At 39.4% G+C, this 19,216-nt stretch carries 14 protein-coding genes; 7 read left to right on the top strand and 7 right to left on the bottom strand.

What is annotated here, in order from left to right; all coding sequences use genetic code 11:
* Positions 1-248: 248 nt before the first annotated feature.
* The 4 genes from QNI15_RS09620 to QNI15_RS09605 all read left to right on the top strand — a co-directional run bounded on the left by QNI15_RS09620 (position 249) and on the right by QNI15_RS09605 (position 6,033).
* Positions 249-1,889, top strand: a complete 1,641-nt coding sequence (locus QNI15_RS09620) for a TldD/PmbA family protein (RefSeq protein ID WP_313978562.1) — start codon at positions 249-251, stop codon at positions 1,887-1,889.
* 118 nt (positions 1,890-2,007) lie between these two features.
* Complete coding sequence (locus tag QNI15_RS09615; protein ID WP_314031546.1) at positions 2,008-3,345, top strand: TldD/PmbA family protein; 1,338 nt, start codon at positions 2,008-2,010, stop codon at positions 3,343-3,345.
* 88 nt (positions 3,346-3,433) lie between these two features.
* Positions 3,434-3,997 carry a PH domain-containing protein gene (locus QNI15_RS09610; protein WP_314000458.1) on the top strand — a complete coding sequence of 188 codons (564 nt, stop codon included), beginning with the start codon at positions 3,434-3,436 and terminating at the stop codon, positions 3,995-3,997.
* Positions 3,998-4,560: 563 nt separating this feature from the next.
* Positions 4,561-6,033 (top strand): GAF domain-containing protein, encoded by a 1,473-nt coding sequence (locus QNI15_RS09605; RefSeq protein ID WP_314031545.1) that lies wholly within the window; start codon positions 4,561-4,563, stop codon positions 6,031-6,033.
* Between the two features lie 45 nt (positions 6,034-6,078).
* Here QNI15_RS09605 and QNI15_RS09600 read toward each other — a convergent pair whose 3' ends face one another.
* The 3 genes from QNI15_RS09600 to QNI15_RS09590 form a co-directional block, all read right to left on the bottom strand.
* Positions 6,079-7,284 carry a hypothetical protein gene (locus QNI15_RS09600; protein ID WP_314031543.1) on the bottom strand — a complete coding sequence of 402 codons (1,206 nt, stop codon included), beginning with the start codon at positions 7,282-7,284 and terminating at the stop codon, positions 6,079-6,081.
* A gap of 226 nt (positions 7,285-7,510) precedes the next feature.
* A complete protein-coding gene (locus QNI15_RS09595; protein ID WP_314031542.1) occupies positions 7,511-8,509 on the bottom strand; it encodes a sugar phosphate isomerase/epimerase family protein in 999 nt (332 codons plus the stop codon).
* Positions 8,510-8,579: 70 nt separating this feature from the next.
* Positions 8,580-11,399, bottom strand: a complete 2,820-nt coding sequence (locus tag QNI15_RS09590) for a PQQ-dependent sugar dehydrogenase (RefSeq protein WP_314031541.1) — start codon at positions 11,397-11,399, stop codon at positions 8,580-8,582.
* Between the two features lie 168 nt (positions 11,400-11,567).
* On the opposite strand from QNI15_RS09590, the gene QNI15_RS09585 reads away from it, so the two are divergent.
* Together QNI15_RS09585 and QNI15_RS09580 are read left to right on the top strand one after the other, a co-directional pair.
* Positions 11,568-12,341, top strand: a complete 774-nt coding sequence (locus QNI15_RS09585; protein ID WP_314031540.1) for an NUDIX hydrolase — start codon at positions 11,568-11,570, stop codon at positions 12,339-12,341.
* Between the two features lie 54 nt (positions 12,342-12,395).
* Complete coding sequence (locus tag QNI15_RS09580) at positions 12,396-13,259, top strand: ThuA domain-containing protein (RefSeq protein WP_314000447.1); 864 nt, start codon at positions 12,396-12,398, stop codon at positions 13,257-13,259.
* A 129-nt stretch (positions 13,260-13,388) separates the two neighbouring features.
* Here QNI15_RS09580 and QNI15_RS09575 read toward each other — a convergent pair whose 3' ends face one another.
* Positions 13,389-15,380, bottom strand: a complete 1,992-nt coding sequence (locus QNI15_RS09575; RefSeq protein WP_314031539.1) for an alpha-ketoacid dehydrogenase subunit alpha/beta — start codon at positions 15,378-15,380, stop codon at positions 13,389-13,391.
* Between the two features lie 218 nt (positions 15,381-15,598).
* Between QNI15_RS09575 and QNI15_RS09570 the strand changes: the two genes are divergently transcribed.
* Positions 15,599-16,840 carry a M16 family metallopeptidase gene (locus QNI15_RS09570; RefSeq protein ID WP_314000443.1) on the top strand — a complete coding sequence of 414 codons (1,242 nt, stop codon included), beginning with the start codon at positions 15,599-15,601 and terminating at the stop codon, positions 16,838-16,840.
* A gap of 30 nt (positions 16,841-16,870) precedes the next feature.
* Here QNI15_RS09570 and QNI15_RS09565 read toward each other — a convergent pair whose 3' ends face one another.
* The 3 genes from QNI15_RS09565 to QNI15_RS09555 form a co-directional block, all read right to left on the bottom strand.
* Positions 16,871-17,392: an acyl-CoA thioesterase gene (locus QNI15_RS09565; protein WP_313978585.1), complete on the bottom strand. Its 522-nt coding sequence runs from the start codon at positions 17,390-17,392 to the stop codon at positions 16,871-16,873.
* 104 nt (positions 17,393-17,496) lie between these two features.
* Positions 17,497-18,450 (bottom strand): DUF6089 family protein, encoded by a 954-nt coding sequence (locus QNI15_RS09560; RefSeq protein ID WP_314000441.1) that lies wholly within the window; start codon positions 18,448-18,450, stop codon positions 17,497-17,499.
* A 63-nt stretch (positions 18,451-18,513) separates the two neighbouring features.
* Positions 18,514-19,185 (bottom strand): protein-L-isoaspartate(D-aspartate) O-methyltransferase, encoded by a 672-nt coding sequence (locus QNI15_RS09555; protein WP_314031538.1) that lies wholly within the window; start codon positions 19,183-19,185, stop codon positions 18,514-18,516.
* Between the last annotated feature and the right edge of the window lie 31 nt (positions 19,186-19,216).

Here is a 19,216-nt window from a genome sequence, read left to right as displayed (position 1 = left end):
ACAGAAATTATAAAAAATCTTCAATTTTGACTAACCCTACCATCCCACTTATCCTGATACATAGACCATACTTCCCTGAATCCTGCCGTTCAAAAAATTTGACTATTACTTTATTGCTGCCACTCCTAATCTTATGTAATTTAAAAATCTGTAATTTTATATGGCTTATTGTGTATTTCTCCGAAGAGAGTTTGCAGAAGAGTCATTTTTTCAAAACCAACCTAACTTAAACCAAGGAGGAAATTACCTTGAATCGTAGAGACTTCATCCAACTAGCCGGTATGGGAGCAGGAGCATTTATGCTACCTAACATTCCAGTTTCCGGTCGTCCTATTGCAGTAGAAGCCATGCTGGAATCTCCCATGGACGTCGCCGTTAAAAAACGTTTAGCAGATGCAGCATTAAATGCGGCTAAATCCAAAGGTGCAACTTATGCTGACATCCGTATTGGCCGCTATTTGAACCAATTTGTCATAACCCGCGAAGACAAAGTACAGAACATTGTGAATACAGAGTCCTATGGAGTAGGTGTACGTGTCATTGCCAATGGTTGCTGGGGATTTGCTGCTGTGGTAGATGCTAAAAGTGAAGCTGACACTGCCAAAGCTGCAGAACAAGCAGTAGCCATTGCGAAGGCCAATTCCAAATTATTAAAGGAACCTGTTCAGTTAGCTCCTCAAAAAGGATTTGGAGAGGTAAGCTGGAAAGCACCTATCCAGAAAAATGCGTTTGAAGTGCCTATTAAGGAAAAAGTGGACCTGCTGTTGAATGTTAATGCGGAAGCCTTAAAAAATGGAGCCAATTATATTAACTCTCTATTATTCTTAGTAAACGAACAGAAGTACTTTGCGTCAACAGATGGGTCTTATATCGATCAGGATATACATAGGATATGGCCTGTATTTACAGCAACGGCTATTGATCCCAAGACAGGTAAGTTTGAGACCCGTCAATCACTAAGTGCGCCTATGGGAATGGGATATGAATATTTGCAAGTTAATCCTAAAGATAAGGTGACAGGTATTACAACCCGTTATAATAAAGGATATGACATGCTGGAAGATGTAATAGCAGGAGCAAAACAGGCAAAAGCAAAGCTAACAGCCAAGTCTGTTGAAGCAGGTAAATATGATCTGGTATTAGATCCTTCTCACTTATGGCTTACGATCCACGAATCAGTAGGTCACCCGCTGGAACTCGATCGCGTGCTTGGATATGAAGCCAACTTTGCAGGTACTTCCTTTGCCACACTCGATAAATGGAAATCAAAAAACTTTAACTATGGTAGCAAACAAGTCAATCTGTTTGCCGACAAAGTTCAACCCGGTTCATTAGGCGCAGTAGGATATGATGACGAAGGCGTAAAAACCAAACGTTGGGATCTGGTTAAAGATGGTATCCTTGTTAACTATCAGGCTATTCGCGACCAGGCCCATATTATCGGCGAAGCTGAATCACAAGGCTGCTGTTATGCCGATAGCTGGAGTTCGGTACAGTTTCAACGGATGGCAAATGTTTCCCTTGCTGCCGGAAAAACACCACTATCAGTTGCAGAGATGATCAAAGATGTAAAACGTGGTATTTATATTATTGGTGATGGTTCATTCTCTATCGACCAACAACGTTATAACTTCCAGTTTGGCGGACAGCTTTTCTATGAAATAAAAGATGGCCAGATTGTAGGTATGCTGAAAGATGTAGCCTATCAATCTAATACGCAGGAATTCTGGAACTCGTGTGTAAAGGTTTGCGACGAGAAAGACTACCGTCTGGGAGGTTCATTCTTTGATGGCAAAGGGCAACCTTCTCAATCCAGTGCAGTATCACACGGAAGTTCTACTGCCCGATTTAATGGTGTCAATGTCATCAACACTGCCCGTAAGCTATAACAATGGTGTCTATGGTATGGAGAGTACAATGGTATAGATAGAAGAAACTATACTCGTAACTCTATCTAATGCATGAGAAAAGGAAAATAAAGTCAACCACACCTACACAAGAATAATTATGTCAGTTATATTAACAGAAGCTGAAGCTAAAGCATTGCTTCAGAAAGTATTAAGCTATTCTAAAGCAGATGAATGTGAAGTAAATATATCGGGAGAACAACGAGGTAACATCCGTTATGCCCGCAGTTCCGTTTCTACCAGTGGATCTTTGATCAATAAAAACCTGGTTGTACAATCTGCTTTTGGAAAAAAAGTAGGTACAGCCACTATTGATGAATTTGATGAAGCATCTCTGGAAAAGGTAGTACGCCGTTCAGAAGAGCTGGCCAAACTCGCTCCGGAAAATCCTGAGTATGTAGGATTATTAGGACCTCAGCAATACATTAAAGCAACAGGTTACTTTGAAAGTACCGCTTCTGTATCCCCTGATGTTCGGGCTGAAGCAGTAGCAAAGAGTCTCCAGCTAGCTCAGGCAAAGAAACTGGTTGCAGCAGGATTTATGGAAGATCGCAGCGGATATTCTGCTATGATGAACTCCAAGGGTCTATTTGCCTATTATCCAAGCACAAATGTAAACTTCTCCCTAACTGTTCGCACAGAAGAAGGTACAGGTTCTGGATATGTTATACGTGGTTATAGTGATTTTAAAAAGCTGGACACAGCAGCAGCTACTACTATTGCTATTCAGAAATCTGTAAGTTCTGTTGGAGCAAAGGCTATTGAACCGGGTAAGTACACTGTTATACTGGAGCCTACAGCGGCGGCTGTTCTTTTAGAAAATCTTTTCTTTGATATGGATGCCCGTAGTGCAGATGAAGGACGTTCTTCTCTCAGTAAAGCAGGTGGTAAAACAAAATTGGGAGAAAAGATTGTAGATGAACGTGTCACTTTTTACTCTGACCCTACCAATCCTGACTTACCTGCCTCTCCATGGTCTGGTGATGGTCTACCGCAGGAAAAAATTAACTGGATAGAAAAAGGTGTAGTCAAGAACTTATCCTATTCACGGTATTGGGCTCAAAAGAAAGGCGTAAAAGCAATTCCTCAACCCAACAATATGATTATGGTTGGAGGAACAGCATCTCTGGAAGAGTTAATCAAAGGGACAGAAAAAGGCATACTGGTTACCAAACTTTGGTATATTCGTCCAGTTGACCCTCAGACATTGTTACTCACAGGTCTTACCCGTGATGGTACTTTCTACATTGAAAACGGACAAATCAAATATCCTGTTAAAAACTTCCGTTTCAATGAAAGCCCAATCATTATGCTAAACAATTTGGAAGCTATTGGAAAAGCAGAGCGAGTAGTAAGTACAGAATCAGATATAAATTATCTGATACCACCACTTAAGATTCGCGATTTTACTTTCACCAGTTTATCTGATGCTATTTAATTAAAATATACCTCTCTTCTCCCCTGATATATGTGATGTCAGGGGAGTTTTTATATCCTTTCTCTTTTTATTCAGCTTATATTCTGTAATGGATCAGTCTACTGAATTTCATCTGTCTCCCGATGAATCCACAATTGTAAAGGCAGATTTTAACCCTGTAGTAAAAACGTATATCTTCTGGTACATACTCGTTATTTTGGTATCTACTATAATTGGCATACCTGTAGCATTGGTATGGGTTTTAGGGTGGGGACAATGGTATAGTCGCAAGTTCTACGAAAACATGGTGTGTGTCTTAACAACAAAGAACCTACGTCTTCGTAATGGTATTATCTTTCAGATTGAGAAAACTATTCCACTCGAAAACATTCAGGATTTGACGTTTCTGGAAGGCCCCATTCTAAAAGCATGGCACTTATCAATGATTAAAGTAGAAACGGCAGGATCTTCTCACCAATATGGAAGCCAGATGAAACTTATTGGTGTTATCAATGCTCATGAATTTCGAAGCAAAGTATTGACTCAAAGAAGTCTTACAAAGAGTTCAGGCACATTACCACCTGAATCCCAAACAGCTATTCTGACAGAGATCCGAGATCTGCTACGGGAAATCAGAGATAATACAAAATCAAATAAATCAACAGGTGCTTAAAACAATACTTATTTATATTCTGTCACATACTAGAATATTCATACGTAAGCCAATAGAATAGTATTTTTGTGGTAAACATGTGAACTTAACACGTATTTTACTCCCTTAGACTATCAAGCGTTTAAATCTCTATTAAAAGTTACATACCCTATAGTTACTAGCCCTTATCATTATTTTAAGAGTAATTCTGAAAAATGAGTAAGTACAGAGTAAATATCCTCAAAAAACTATTTCAATACCGATTTTATTTACTTAACTACCAAATAATTATTCTCATCAGGCGCTTGCACAAACAAAATACCGTTTCATATTACGCCTCCTAGTAAACCAGTAAAACATCAGTGTCAATGTTGATCCATTAAACTACATTTGCCTGAAAAACAAGCCCTTCTATTATTATCAAGGAGTCTATTCATTCATCATTATTCTCCATTATGCTGGTACGCAAGTTATTTCAGAGACGGTATGTCATATACATTTCATTGCTAATTACGCTTGCTACACTATTTCTGGGTAGTATTCTTAGTATTTATAATAGATCTGTGGTACAAAATACCACCAACATGAAATTACAGGCAGAAGCTGTTGCCAGAGAGCTAAAGAACTGTTATGAACTTCCTGTACGACACATTGATGTAAGTTTGCGAGGGTATGCTCTTATTCACGAGGATAGATTTCTGTATATTAAACCATCAGAAGTTCGTGGTGACATGGAACGGGCATTTACACGTCTGGATAGTCTTTTGCGAGTACAGCAGTACGATGATCCCAAAGGTTGGGAGCAACTGAAGGCAATGAAACAAGCAATGCGTGAATATGCAACATTTCATGAATCCATGATAAAGTTGATAAAGCAAGATAACATGCAGGACTTTCTGGCAGAGTTCAGTAAGGATAAAGGATTCTCTCTTTGGAAAGTATATGAAAAGCTGTTAATTACAATTAACGCATTTGAAGAAAAACGCCTTCAGAAAGCAGAACAGGAATATGCAAATGCCAACAGTACTAATTTATACATCCAGATCTTATTAACGTTAATTGGTATTCCATCTATCTTATTCGTTATTCAACGACTTCGTAAGGAAGGGACACAACGGTTTCAGCTTCTGACGGATCTGGATACTAATAACCGAAAGTATCTTTTTGATCCAGGCACTGCTCTAAACACAAATGAAGCTCATAAGAGCATCGAACACTCTATCGATAATATCAAGAAAGCATCTTCCTTTGTTAAGCAAATAAGTCAGGGAAATTACAATGTAGACTGGCAAGGTCTCACTCAGCAGAATATCCATCTCAATCAGTCTAATCTTGCAGGAGAGTTGTTACAAATGCGAGAGCAAATGAAAAAACTAAAAGCAGAGGAAGAAAAACGAAACTGGACCAATGAAGGCTTGGCTCGTTTTTCTGAAATAGTCCGCAATCATCAGCACCATATTGAGAAGCTTTCTTATGAGGTTATTTCTTTCCTTACAAAATATATCAATGCACAACAAGGAAGTTTATTTGTAGTACAAGGTACTGAGAAAGATGTCTATCTGGAACTAACAGCCTGTTATGCTTTTGACAGAAAGAAGTTTATTCAGAAACAAATACCTGCAGGCACCGGACTGCTAGGGCAAACCTATCTCGAAGGAGAATCTATCCTACTTACGGATATTCCTCAAGGTTATATTGAAATTACTTCAGGATTAGGTGATGCTACTCCAGGTTGCTTAGTTATTGTTCCAATGAGATACAATGACCAGGTTGAGGCATTGATAGAACTTGCGGGCTTTAATCAATTTGAAGAGTATCAGGTTCGTTTTCTGGAAAAAGCAGGAGAGTTTATGGCATCTGCCATTACCAATGCAAAAACTGCCATGAGAACAGAAAAGCTTTTGCAGGAATCACAGGAACAAGCCGAGATGCTAAAATCGCAAGAAGAAGAGTTGCGCCAAAATATGGAAGAGCTGGCTGCTACACAAGAAGAAATGTTCCGTAAGGAACGAGAACTTGAAGCACGGTTGAAATCTATAGAGAATATATCCCGTTAAAGAAAAAGAGAGCCTTTTGGTAAGGCTCTCTTAGTAACATAGTACTTAATACCCTAGAAAATCCCTTCCCAATTCATTTGCTATCTGAAAAATGAGATAAGATAAAAATATCTTATCTGTCATATTATCATCCATGTCTCTGCTAATAAAAGTATACGTATCCAGGCGTTTTTGTCCATTCTGGTTTCGAATCCCACCACGTTGGATCAAGGCCTTCACTTTATCGTTTATAGTCACCTCAAATGTATTTCGGGGAGGCACTGCCCTGATCGCAAAAACATCATAGCCAACCTGACCTTCAAAACGTTTTTCACTCAATGTGTAATCTCCTACCAGTAAGCGTTGAGCAGTACACCGGATTTGTATAGGAGACACATTACGAGAATATATATTTGTGGAGTCTTTTGTTACATTACTTGTAACCGTAATCTCATACTCAGTTCCAAATGCTTTATCATTAAGTAAAATACGAGTACGGTATTCTCCTCTTAAATAATTTTCACTTAATGAATAACTTTGACTGAATTGCCATACTCTGGGCACACGTCCAGACTGCCGGAAGGAAATAATCTTTTCACGGTTAGATCCTTTGAAACTGCTTGCTGTTTTTTCTGTTTCCTGTAAAATATAAAAACGGGGAGATGCACCTGTCAAACCATAGGCTGAAACTTCTGTGGCAGGTCGATAAAACGTTTGATGAGGCAATCGCTTGTTAGTATTCTCAAAGCCTGTATTGATAGCGTTAGTTAGCAATTTGCTCCAGTCTTCTGCACTAATTTCCACTAAACCATACACCTGTCCAGCCCGATTGGCAGTACTAAAAGGCTGAATCAACTTAGACGTAAACAGTGTCTTTCCATCTTTATCCTGTGCCAGAATAGAACACGTACTCATAAAGTTTTTAATAGTCATTCCCAGTGTATCAGCAGAAGTGGTAGTCAGCTGTATTACCTGCTGAATAGCAATATAGACTGTCCCATTTCCCCGATTGACATCTACTTGTACAGGAGCCGCTATATTTCTGAAATCAAGCCAATTTCCGGCAGACTGATTTATCACCACCTCTTTTACGCCAAACTTACGACTAACAGCAGACTTTACACTTGATATAATACCAGCCTGTAGTTTGGGGTCCAGACTAATATAGTCAGGAAAACTTTCTTCACTGAGCATACTCCGTACAGTGGGGGATAACCGTACAATCTGTTCAATCTTAGTGACTACAGCAGTGGAAGAGTCCTGAACGGGCAAACAGTATCCAGCCCTGGAGAGAAGGCTTATAATAGCTATACAAGCAATCCTCAAATATCTACAATCCATAATCATGCGTTAAATATACATCAGTATCTCCAAAGACCGGATTGCCCAACTAATATTTTAACATTTTTTCACTAAAACAGACAAATTTATTCAAATAAAAAAGCCTGCACTTTCTGGGAAAAGTGCAGGCTCCATTAATCAATTCAAGCACTAAAGTTTAGGAAAGTTGCCCTCCTACTTTTTCCAGCAAACGTTTTGTTGCCATGATACCTTCATACTCAGTAAGGTAATTTCCAGGAGCGCCCATCATCTTCATAAAACCACCTTCATACTCAATGCCAATAAATCCTTTGAATCCAGCATCTTTAATAATTTTCAACATGCGATTAAAATCTGTCTCTGTGTCTTTGCCTTTATCATCAAACACATGGGTTTTAGCACTAACACCTTTGGCATAGGGCATCATTTTCGTTACCCCATCGTATTTATCATATTCCTTGATTACCTGCGTTTTCATAAATGCCTCCATTGTCTGTGCTTCGGGCTCTGTACGACGAGTGAAGTTTCCAAAGTCAGGTAATACTCCTGCATAGGGACTCTTTATTTGCTTAACCAACTTCACCAACCAGTCAGGGTTAGTAGATGGACCAAAATGATTCTCAATAATCACTCCCATCTTATTTTTGGCTCCATATTCCACCAATCGCCCATACCCATCTACTCCTGCCTTCGCAATCTCATCATCAGTTCCTTTGCCGCTAATATTCACCCGAATTGAGTGACAGCCCAGAAACTTAGCGGCATCAATCCACTTGTAGTGATTTTCTACTGCCTGTTTTCGTCTGGCATCATCTGTATCGCCTAAATCACCTTCTGAGTCGACCATAATCAACACATTACGTACTCCCAGGTCATCTGTACGCATTTTAAGTTCTTTTAGATAAGCTTGATCTGTAGCTTTGTCTTTCCAGAACATAGAGACATACTCTATATTACTGATTCCAAAATCGTTTTTTGCCATAGCCGGAAAGTCCAGATTTGCCAGCTTGCCAGCAAACAAAGAACCAGCCAGAGAAAATTGAGCTAATGAGATTTCAAAAAACAGCTTTTTAGGGGTTGCAAATAATTCTTCAGGTATAGCCGCAGCCAGTCCGAGACCAGCTGCCGAAAGACCTAATTTCTCAATAAATCTGCGACGTGATGTATGTGTATTCATAATAATAGGGTTAAAAAGTGAAAGGATAAATGTCTTTGTATAAATCAGAACCTGTTAGTTTATACCACTTCTATTTTCCAGACGCAACATTCTCTCCGGCACTATATTGCAACGTCAAAACAATAAATAGTGGTTTTCCGCCAGACTTATCATTCTTAAATACATAATATACATCATGAATACCCTGAGTAGGGGTAAGTTTGGCTTTGACCATATCAGGCGTAAATGAAGTCCCTGTAATTGGTGCATCTTTAGGTACTATAGTGGAACTTTGTCCAATCATCGGTCCTGTTGGAGAATCCAGATGCACTTCAATAACCCCTCCGGCAGCATTTAATTGCTGGACAGGAGCACTTACAACAAAAGTAACATAGTCTATACCTGTCAGATCGGTTTTACTAAATCCAATGTAGTTATCAGGTGCCATAGCAATCACCATTTCAACAGGTGGCTCAGGAAGCTTAAATTTCTGAATCCCTCCTGATTTATCTGCATTGCCAGCAGGAACAGATGGATTACGCAATACCAGTACATCTTCTGCACTGGCAGATGGTACGCCATTGGCACCTTTATCTTTATAAGCGGCCCGAATGATAAATGCTCCCTGATCATTACCAGTAGTAACTTTAGGAGTATAACTTCCTTTTACAGGTAAAGACACTGCGGCGGCTTTGGTGTCTCCCAGACTTAAAACATACTGCACAATCTCCTTGGCATCTGAAACAGATAATTGCGGATGTGCAGGCATAACTGCATCTCCCCAAACACCACCACCACCCTGTACTACTTTGGTAGTTAAGCGGTCTGCCGCCTGAGGGTCGCCTTTGTACTTTTGTGCAACTAACTGATAAGCAGGCCCAACAGATTTCTTATCTACAAAATGGCAAGATCTACAATCATTGGCATCCATCAGTTTTTTACCAGTAGCTAATGAAGCAGAAGCTTCAGCAGTACGATGGCCAGCCTCGATTTCTACAGGATCTACTCCATCTTTCAGATAATCTATGGTCACAGCTACCTGAGCAGGTAAAATCTTTCCATTGGCCAGGCTGCCATCTTCTTTATCTGTTACAGCAACGGCGTATTCAAATGGCTTATTGGGGAAATAAAATGACCGATTTCCCTTATTCATAGAAAAAGTGAGTTTAGGTGCTTCATTTCCAGCAACAATCTCCATTGAACGGGTAGAGGGTTCACCTTTACCATCTGATACAGTAAGCACCACATTATACACACCTGGCTTTGTGAAAGTATATGCAGGGTTAGACTCTTTAAATGTCTGTATAGCTATTCCCTTTTTGTCTGTAATAGTCCAGTCATATGTTAGAGCATCGCGATCATAATCCTGTGTTCCTTCTGAAGAAAACTTAACAGCCAGAGGAGTGGCTCCTATTTTCTTATTGACAGTAGCTTCCACGATAGGTTTCCGATTACCACCATTGTACTCAATCCGTACTAACCGAGCATCGTCATTGCCTTGAAACCACCCAGTTCCATATTCCAGCATATACAAGTCACCTTCTGGTCCAAACTCCAGTTCAATCGGATTCGAAAATTTGTGTGACGGCATAAAAGGTTCTGTACGCAGATAATTTCCATCTTCATCCAATGTCACAGCTAAAATCCATCCCCGCATCCATTCGTAGATAAATAGTTTGCCATTATAATAATCAGGAAAGGCTCGTTTGGCAGTACGAAAATCATCTTTATAATAGACAGGGCCTGCCATAGCACTACGTCCTCCTTTACCCAATTGAGGAAAAAGAATTGACTCATTGGCAGGATACCAAATCATAGCATTCTGGGCAGAAGGTAACTCAGTAAGTCCGGTGTTGTTAGGAGAATTATTAACAGGTTTGGTAGGATCAAAAGGAGAACCAGATTTTCCGGTAGCAAAATCATAATCCCAAAAAGGCTTATTATTTCCCTGAAAATAAGGCCAGCCAAAATTACCTGGTTGTTTTGCCTGATTAAATTCATCGTGACCTCTGGCTCCCCGCCCGGTAGAATCTACCCCAGAATCAGCTCCTACATCCCCCCAATACAAATAGCCAGTCTTTTTATCTACTGAAATACGATAGGGATTGCGATGACCCATCGTATAAATTTCAGAACGAGTCTTGGCAGTACCTTTGGGAAACAAATTACCTTCCGGAACAGTATAACTACCATCTGGTTCCGGATGTATACGAAGTACTTTTCCACGTAAGTCATTGGTATTACCTGATGATTTCTGTGCATCCCAAGGGCTACGTCCTGGTCGTTCATCCAAAGGGCTAAATCCTGTTGCCCGTGGACTTGTATTATCTCCAGTAGAAAGAAATAGATTTCCTTTTCCATCAAATGCCATAGATCCTCCTGTATGGCAACATTGTTCTCTTTGTGTGGCAACATGGAGAATAACCTTCTTTGAATCCATCACCAGTTCATCGCCTCTCAGTTCGTATCTGGCTAATATATTTTCAGACGTTTCTCCTGCAGGTGAATAATAAAGATACAACCAATGATTCTGTTCAAAGCCTGGGTCGAGAGTTAATCCCAGCAATCCATCCTCAGCTTCTGTTTTCTTTCCTTCCTTATCTGTGTATTTGGTACTCACAGGTATTGTTGTAATCACTTTTACCTGCTTTGTGTCTGGACTGTAAAGCTTTACATTACCTTTCCGTTCAATAAACAATACCCTTCCATCACGTAAGGGTGCCATTTCCATAGGTTCATCCAGCTTTTCTGCCAGAACAATCTTGGTAAAACGATTCTCTTCAGGAGGAGTAGGCTGTACTACATTCTGACTGGTTTCTGGCTTGGAATGATAGTTCCATAAACCCAAAGCAATAATACCTGGGAAGGCCATCCGCGTAATTGACCATAGAGAGAGAGTATAATTGGTCATAAAAAAGAATTAAATATGAAAGATAAACAGGTGTTAGAACTGGAGATTGTAATCGTTATAAGGCAAGAAGTTGACTCAGAAAATTTTTATTGCGTACTTAATACACAATAATACTAAAAAATATAGAATGTATTAGTTACGCAATAAAAAATATTAGATTTGTTCAGTATGAATGTAACAAAAGAACTACACGACTTCATTTTTAATGGCCATCTTACTTATGTTCCACATCTTTCAATAGACTGTGCAGTGTTTGGATTTCATGACAATCAATTAAAGATTCTGCTTTTGCGGTCAAAATATCTGGATGGATGGGCATTACCAGGTGGACATATACAGAGGAATGAACACATTGACATAGCAGCACAACGCATTTTGAAAGAACGGACTGGCCTGGATAAAATATTTTTGAAGCAGTACCAGACATTTGGAGATCCGGATCGTCTGAAAACGCAAAGTAGTCAGTATTTTCTCAATGCTGTGCAATTACCTATACCACCTAATAACTGGTTAATGGAAAGAATTGTATCCATTGGATACTATGCCTTGGTAGAATTTTCAAAAGCTACTCCTACACCTGATCTTTTTACAGAAGAATGTGTCTGGTGGGACATTCATCAACTACCTGTATTAATTTTTGACCATGATCATATGGTAGACCTAGCATTGCAGACACTTCAAGCCCAACTACATTACCAGCCTATTGGGTATAATTTGCTTCCGGATAAGTTTACTATGCCCGAATTACAGAAACTTTACGAAACAATAGTAGACAAACCCCTGGATCGCCGTAATTTCCAAAAGAAGATACTGGGATTGGGCATTTTAGAAAAGTTAGAAGAACGAAAAAGTGTAGGCCCACACAAATCACCCTATTATTATAGATTTCATGAAAAAAATTACGAGAACGCCCTTACGGCAGGCCTTGCCTTTGGATTTTAAAATTGTACTCTCAGTTATAACCCACACTTGTAAACTACTTACTTATAAATTCGTATGAAACCATTCACACGTTTTTTGCAATCAATTTTACTTTACCTTCTTACAGGCCTTAGCCTACTTCAGGCTCAAACAGTAGCTTCCAAATTCAAAGTAATTGCCTTTTATACGGCAAAGAATGATCAGGCACATATTAGTTTTGTTCATGAAGCCAATAAGTGGTTTCCTCAAATGGTAGACAAATATAATTTTACCTATGATACTACTTCTAACTGGAACAATTTGAATGAACAGTTTTTATCTGGCTATCAGGTAGTATTGTTTCTGGACACACGCCCTGAACTACCTACCCAACGGGAAGCATTCCAAAAATACATGGAAAATGGAGGGGCATGGATGGGTTTTCACTTTGCAGGTTTTGCTTTAACTCCTTCTACCTATCCCCAAAACTGGGACTGGTATCACAACACTTTTCTTGGCTCAGGTTCTTATGGTAGTAATACATGGAGACCTACTTCAGCCGTATTACGTGTAGAAAAGCCGAAGCACCCTGCTGCCAAAAATTTGCCTGTTACGTTCAAATCATCACCCAATGAATGGTATCGCTGGAGTAATGACTTACGAAAAAATCCTGATATTGATATACTATTATCTATTGATTCAACAAGCTTTCCTCTAGGTACAGGGCCTAAGCCTCATGAGATATGGCATAGTGGATACTATCCTGTAGTCTGGACTAACAAAAAGTATAAGATGCTCTATCTTAATATGGGTCACAATGATATAGATTATGAGCATGGCACCAATAAGGAGTTATCCTTTACCTTTGCCAATGAGACACAAAACAAGTTGATTATAGACGGACTATTGTGGTTGGGCAGCTCTGGAAATAAGTCTGCTATCAGAAATAAGAAAAAATGAGTTGTGCCAACTGTCTTTCCTTGATAGTATAGTACCACCAAAAATACGGGGAAATAAATAAAAGAGAATCCCATAGATAGTTTGAATATGATGAATTGTCTATGGGATTCTCTTTGAGTATTATAAAAATTAATAAACTAATAATTTCTTAATCTTTTCCTCCATACGTTTTCGGGGTAGAAAGTTCTTTTCCAACACAGGAGAAAACGGCACTGCCGTATCCAGACTGCCTTCACGCATAACAGGTGCATCCAGATACATAAAACAATTTTCACCTATCCAGGCAGCAATCTCCGCTCCGATTCCTCCTGAAAGTGTATCTTCATGTACCACCAAGACGCGGCCTGTCTTTTGGACACTCTTTGCTACGGCTTCTTTGTCCCAGGGCAATAAAGTACGCAGATCAATGATATCAACAGAACCACCTTCTCCTAGCTCAGCAATAATTTCTTTTGCCCAGTGCACACACAATCCATAGGTTACAATCGTCAGATCCTCCCCTTCACTTACTAAGGCAGCTTTTCCAATAGGTACTGTATAGTATTCTTCAGGGACTGGACCAGAAATAGATCGGTAAAGATATTTATGCTCAAAGTATAAATAAGGATTAGGATCAGCTAAGGCAGCATTTAATAATCCTTTGGCATCATAGGGATTGGATGGATAGACAACCTTTAATCCAGGAGTGTGAAAGAACCACGCTTCATTAGACTGAGAATGAAAGGGACCTGCCGCAGTATTAGCTCCGGTAGGCATTCGTACAACCACATCTACATTTTGTCCCCAGCGATAATGGCTCTTCGCCAGATTATTGACAATCTGATTAAATCCACTGGTTACAAAATCGGCAAACTGTATTTCTACCATAGCCTTATATCCTTTGATAGATAAACCCAATGAGGCACCTAAAATTGCAGATTCACACAAGGGTGTATTACGAACCCGATCCTTACCAAACTTGTTTACAAAGCCATCTGTAATTTTAAATACGCCACCATAATCTGCAATATCCTGCCCCATAAGCACTAGTTCCGGAAACTGTTCCATACTTTGCCGTAGTGATTCGGAAATGGCATCAATAAATCGGATTGACCGCTCACCTGTTGAAGGATTCTCATTAGAAGAGTGTGCTGAAGAAGTAGGAGTATAATACATATCTGCCAGTTCTTCTTCTGTATCTACCACAACTTCAGGAAGATCAAAAACCACAGACAATGCCTGTTCTATTTCCTGTCGAATGTCTTGGCGTACTTTCTCGATTTCATCTGTTGTCAAAACATTTTGTTCCAGTAAATATCTCTCATAATTCAAAACCGGGTCTTTTTTTCCCCATTCCTCAAAAAGCACCTGAGGAACATACTTAGTACCTGATGCTTCTTCATGCCCTCTCATTCGGAAGGTCAAGGCTTCCAGCAAAATCGGACGAGGTCTTTTTCGCAGATTACGCGACAGTTGCTGTACCGTATCATATACTTCAAGGACATTATTGCCATCTACCTGAAACGCATCCATCCCGTAACCAATTCCTTTATCGATAAAGGAACGACATCTGAACTGTTCGTTGTTGGGTGTAGAAAGTCCATATCCATTATTTTCTACTAAAAAAATAACAGGGAGATCCCATACAGCTGCTACATTTAAGGCTTCATGGAAATCACCTTCACTTGCACCACCATCTCCACTAAATACCAGAGTAACCTTTGGATTTCCAGCCAGTTTATCTGCCAGAGCAATTCCATCTGCCACCGCCAACTGAGGACCTAGGTGTGAAATCATACCAATAATGTGTTCATCATGTGTCCCAAAGTGAAAAGACCGATCTCTTCCTTTGGTGTACCCATCCTGCTTTCCCTGCCATTGTGCGAACAATTTAGGTAACGGACAATTACGCACTGTAAATACTCCCAGATTGCGATGCAAGGGTAATACATATTCATCTGATTCCAGTGCAGCAGTAGCCCCTACAGCAATAGCTTCCTGGCCTATACCCGAAAACCATTTTGAAACACGGTTCTGTCGAAGCAAAATCAGCATTTTTTCTTCTATCAGACGAGGTTTTACCAAAGAATGGTAAAGGTTACGTAGTGTATCGTCAGAGTAATGTTTGCGGTCAAATTTCATATAGGAAAACAATAGCGTATCGCAAATGTGCAAATGTTTTTTAGAAATTCAATCCTCATACTTTTCTGAAGTATGGACTATAAGAAATTACTACTTTGACGGTTCATTTGTTTATATTCATAATTTTCAATTTCTTTCGGACTATGCAACCTTTTCAACATATAAGGGTTTAGCAGTATAGGTTGCCTGAATACAATCTTAAAACCAACGAAATTATCATGATTCATTATCAAAATTTCATATTAGACAATGGCTTACAGGTATACGTACATGAAGATCATAGTACACCCATGGCAGCAGTAAATATACTTTATAATGTGGGATCGAGAGACGAAGATGAAAACCGAACAGGGTTTGCACATCTTTTTGAACATCTCATGTTTGGTGGTAGTAAACACATTCCATCCTATGATGAACCTCTGCAGTTGGTAGGAGGAGAAAACAACGCGTTCACTTCTCCTGATATTACCAATTATTATATCACATTGCCAGCAGCCAATATCGAAACGGCTTTCTGGCTTGAAAGTGATCGGATGCTGAGTCTTTCTTTTGATCCAAAAGTGTTGGAAATTCAACAAAAAGTAGTGATAGAGGAGTTCAAACAGCGATATTATAACCAACCATATGGTGATGTTTGGTTAAAACTTCGTCCACTAGCTTATCAGGTACATCCCTATCGCTGGGCTACCATCGGGAAAGACATTTCTCATATAGAACAAGCAACCCTGCAAGATGTTCAGGATTTCTTTTACAAGTATTATCTCCCAAATAATGCCATTCTGGTTGTTGCTGGAGATATAACACTGGAACAAGTAAAGCAGTTGTGTAAAAAATGGTTTGAACCTATTCCCGCTGGAAAATCCTATGTTCGGGAATTACCTAAAGAGCCTCTACAAACTGCTGAACGAAAACTGAAAGTAGAGGCGTCTGTTCCTTTGAATGCCATTTATAAGGCATTTCATATTGTAGGAAAAACAGATGTATCGGCCTATTTCAATGCAGATCTTCTTAGCGATATCCTGGGGAGAGGAAAGTCATCCCGCTTGTATGATAATCTGGTTAAGGAGCAGAAACTTTTCAGCAACATATCCGCCTATACTCTTAATTCTATAGATCCTGGCCTAATGGTAATTCAGGGGCAGATCAATGGTGGTATTTCCTTGGAAAAAGCGGATGCGGCTATTCAGGAAATTATAGAGGAAATAGTAGCAGATGGCATTCCAGAAGCAGAGGTAACTAAAGTAAAGAACCAGGCAGAATCCTCTCTGATATATTCAGAAGTAGAACTTCTTAATCGGGCCATGAACCTCGCATTTTATGCCAATATGGGAGATGTTGAAGAGGTTAATCGGGAGACAGAACGAATTGAAGCTATCACACCTGCCACCCTTCATCAAATGGCAATCGAAACATTAAAACCTGAAAATACTTCTACACTACATTATATTGCCACACAATAACAAATGCCCCTTGTGTAAGGGGCATTTTCTTTATTCTTTTATATCAAAAATTGCTTTCAGTTCATTAGCATCATTGGGAGTCATACGTCCAGCAAGAATCAACCGTAACTGGCGTCTACGTAAGGCGCCTTCATATAACGAATTTTCTGCCTCTGTTTCAGGAACTGCCTCTGGCACTGTAGTTGGTTTGCCATCCTTATCCAAAGCAACAAATGTAAAAAAAGCTTTATTAGTAGCCAGCTTCCGACGATTAGGAATATTTTCTGTCCAAGCCTCAATATATACTTCCATAGAGGTGTTAAAAGCGCGAGTAACCTGTGCTCTTAGTGTTACTACATCTCCCACCTTAATGGGTTCTGAGAAAGAAATATTATCTACAGAAGCAGTTACAACAATAGCACTGGCATGCCGCTGAGCAGCAATCGCAGCTACTATATCCATCCAGTACATAAGCCACCCTCCCATCAGATTATTTAAGCCGTTGGTATGATTGGGAAATACCATCTCGGTCATTGTGGTAAGTGACTCTTTAACAATTTTTTTCTCTGTCATTTAGAAGGCCATTTAATATGGACACGAAGGTAAAACGATTTATAGCAAAATAAAAAGGCAGCCTGTATTTATCCAGACTGCCTCACACAATATATTTATCTGATTTATCTTCTTCTTTTCTGACGAGAGCCACCTGTACCTCCAGAAAATTTAGGTCTTCTGAATTTAACGTTGCTACGACGGGTTTTAACCAATGGATTGATTGTATACTCTAATTTTGCGGCAACAATAATATAAGAATCTTTTCTATCTGGATTACCTCTCTTATGTCCTTCATTCCAATGAACCTTATCATTTGAATCATAGGTAGGAGCTGCTCCACCTAATTCTTTTGTCCGGTCTGCCAAAGCAGCTGCAATAGGATCCATTGTTGCATTGTTCTGGTAAACTGTACTTACATCATCCAGATAATCTGTAAATATCTTTCTATATCCCACTTCAATACTTAAATCCCACTCGTTTGCCAATGCAATCTGCACCCCAAAACCAAAAGGTATTACAGGTGTAAACTGGCTATAGTCTACTCCTTCAGTATCATAACGAGGCAAGGTATACCAACTTCCCTGATACTTGGTACGAGGAGTAAAGTAACTAACTCCAATACCCGCAAACAAATAAGGGCTAAAAAGAGGGCGTTGATTAAAGAATTTATTATAAGAATAAAATTCAAATATACCGGTAGCTGCTACTTCTATATTTCCTGAACGGAAAGACAAATTTCGTACAGCATTTTTCCCACCTGCATCAGTTGATGCCAAGCGAAAATAGGCCCCTTCCATACGTGCACGAACCCGCCCACCAAAACGATAATCAAATCCCAGATTAAAGTAAGGTCTCACACTTATACAATCTCCAGTTTCACACAAATCACCAAAATAAGTTGCGCTTCCTACTCCAACAGAAAGTTTCATTACTCCATAGTTGCTAAGCCCACTATACAAGCGAGAATTTCGCAAAGGCCCCCGTTGGCGGGATCTCTGGGCTTCAGCTACATTTGTAGCCAGAAAAAATGCCAATAAAACGAATCCACATGTAAAGTGTAAAATATCTTTTCTCATAAAAAAATGGTTAGCACAGCGTAATTGCGAACAAAAATAACGGAATATCAAAAAAATCAAAAATTATTTCCAACCGTATTTACCCAAAAGAGGCACAAAACTAAATAAGTCAAATATTTCTGTATCAAACTGTTGAAAAACATTACATGTTATTCGATACATCTTCTGGGTTTTAGGTTGCCCTACAGGTATCACTAGTTTGCCACCAGGACTCAATTGATGCAATAAATCCTCAGGAACAGAAGGCGCACCCGCTGTAACCAGTATACGATCAAATGGCGCATAAGTTGGCAATCCCAACGATCCATCGCCCAAAAATGTGTGAATAGAATAATTTAATTGTTCAAATAACTTTCTGGTCCTTTGATAAAGAGTTTGATTAAGTTCTATTGTATATAGTTCTATTGGCCATTGGTACAATACTGCAGCCTGATACCCAGACCCTGTACCTATCTCTAAAATTTTATTCCCTTCCTTAATATCCAGTAACTGTGTCTGATAAGCTACTGTATAAGGTTGAGAAATGGTTTGCCCCTCGCCGATTTGCAGTGCATGATCAGCATAGGCTTCTTCAGGCGCTGTGTTTATGGGTACAAAAAAATGCCGTGGCACTTTCTCTATTGCTCCCAACACCTCTGAAGATGAAATTCCTTTCTCTGTCAAGTTATTTACTAACTCTTTTCGCAAAGTTTTATATCCTTCTGAATCAGATATATTATATCGTTCCCCTCTCATACTAAACAAGTTACAAAAAAAGCAAGCCAAA

It is taken from the genome of Xanthocytophaga flava (genome assembly GCF_030068545.1).
GTDB classification, from domain to species: Bacteria; Bacteroidota; Bacteroidia; order Cytophagales; family 172606-1; genus Xanthocytophaga; species Xanthocytophaga flava.
The sequence above is the reverse complement of the archived record's forward strand: the minus strand, read 5'-3'. Positions and strand labels throughout refer to the sequence as shown.

Coding starts and splice junctions, on each gene's coding strand:
- QNI15_RS09605 (WP_314031545.1), top strand. CDS start 4,561: ATGAAATTACAGGCAGAAGCTGTTGCCAGAGAGCTAAAGAACTGTTAT.
- QNI15_RS09615 (WP_314031546.1), top strand. CDS start 2,008: ATGTCAGTTATATTAACAGAAGCTGAAGCTAAAGCATTGCTTCAGAAA.
- QNI15_RS09565 (WP_313978585.1), bottom strand. CDS start 17,392: ATGACAGAGAAAAAAATTGTTAAAGAGTCACTTACCACAATGACCGAG.
- QNI15_RS09555 (WP_314031538.1), bottom strand. CDS start 19,185: ATGAGAGGGGAACGATATAATATATCTGATTCAGAAGGATATAAAACT.
- QNI15_RS09595 (WP_314031542.1), bottom strand. CDS start 8,509: ATGAATACACATACATCACGTCGCAGATTTATTGAGAAATTAGGTCTT.
- QNI15_RS09580 (WP_314000447.1), top strand. CDS start 12,396: ATGAAACCATTCACACGTTTTTTGCAATCAATTTTACTTTACCTTCTT.
- QNI15_RS09570 (WP_314000443.1), top strand. CDS start 15,599: ATGATTCATTATCAAAATTTCATATTAGACAATGGCTTACAGGTATAC.
- QNI15_RS09575 (WP_314031539.1), bottom strand. CDS start 15,380: ATGAAATTTGACCGCAAACATTACTCTGACGATACACTACGTAACCTT.
- QNI15_RS09610 (WP_314000458.1), top strand. CDS start 3,434: ATGGATCAGTCTACTGAATTTCATCTGTCTCCCGATGAATCCACAATT.
- QNI15_RS09585 (WP_314031540.1), top strand. CDS start 11,568: ATGAATGTAACAAAAGAACTACACGACTTCATTTTTAATGGCCATCTT.
- QNI15_RS09590 (WP_314031541.1), bottom strand. CDS start 11,399: ATGACCAATTATACTCTCTCTCTATGGTCAATTACGCGGATGGCCTTC.
- QNI15_RS09560 (WP_314000441.1), bottom strand. CDS start 18,450: ATGAGAAAAGATATTTTACACTTTACATGTGGATTCGTTTTATTGGCA.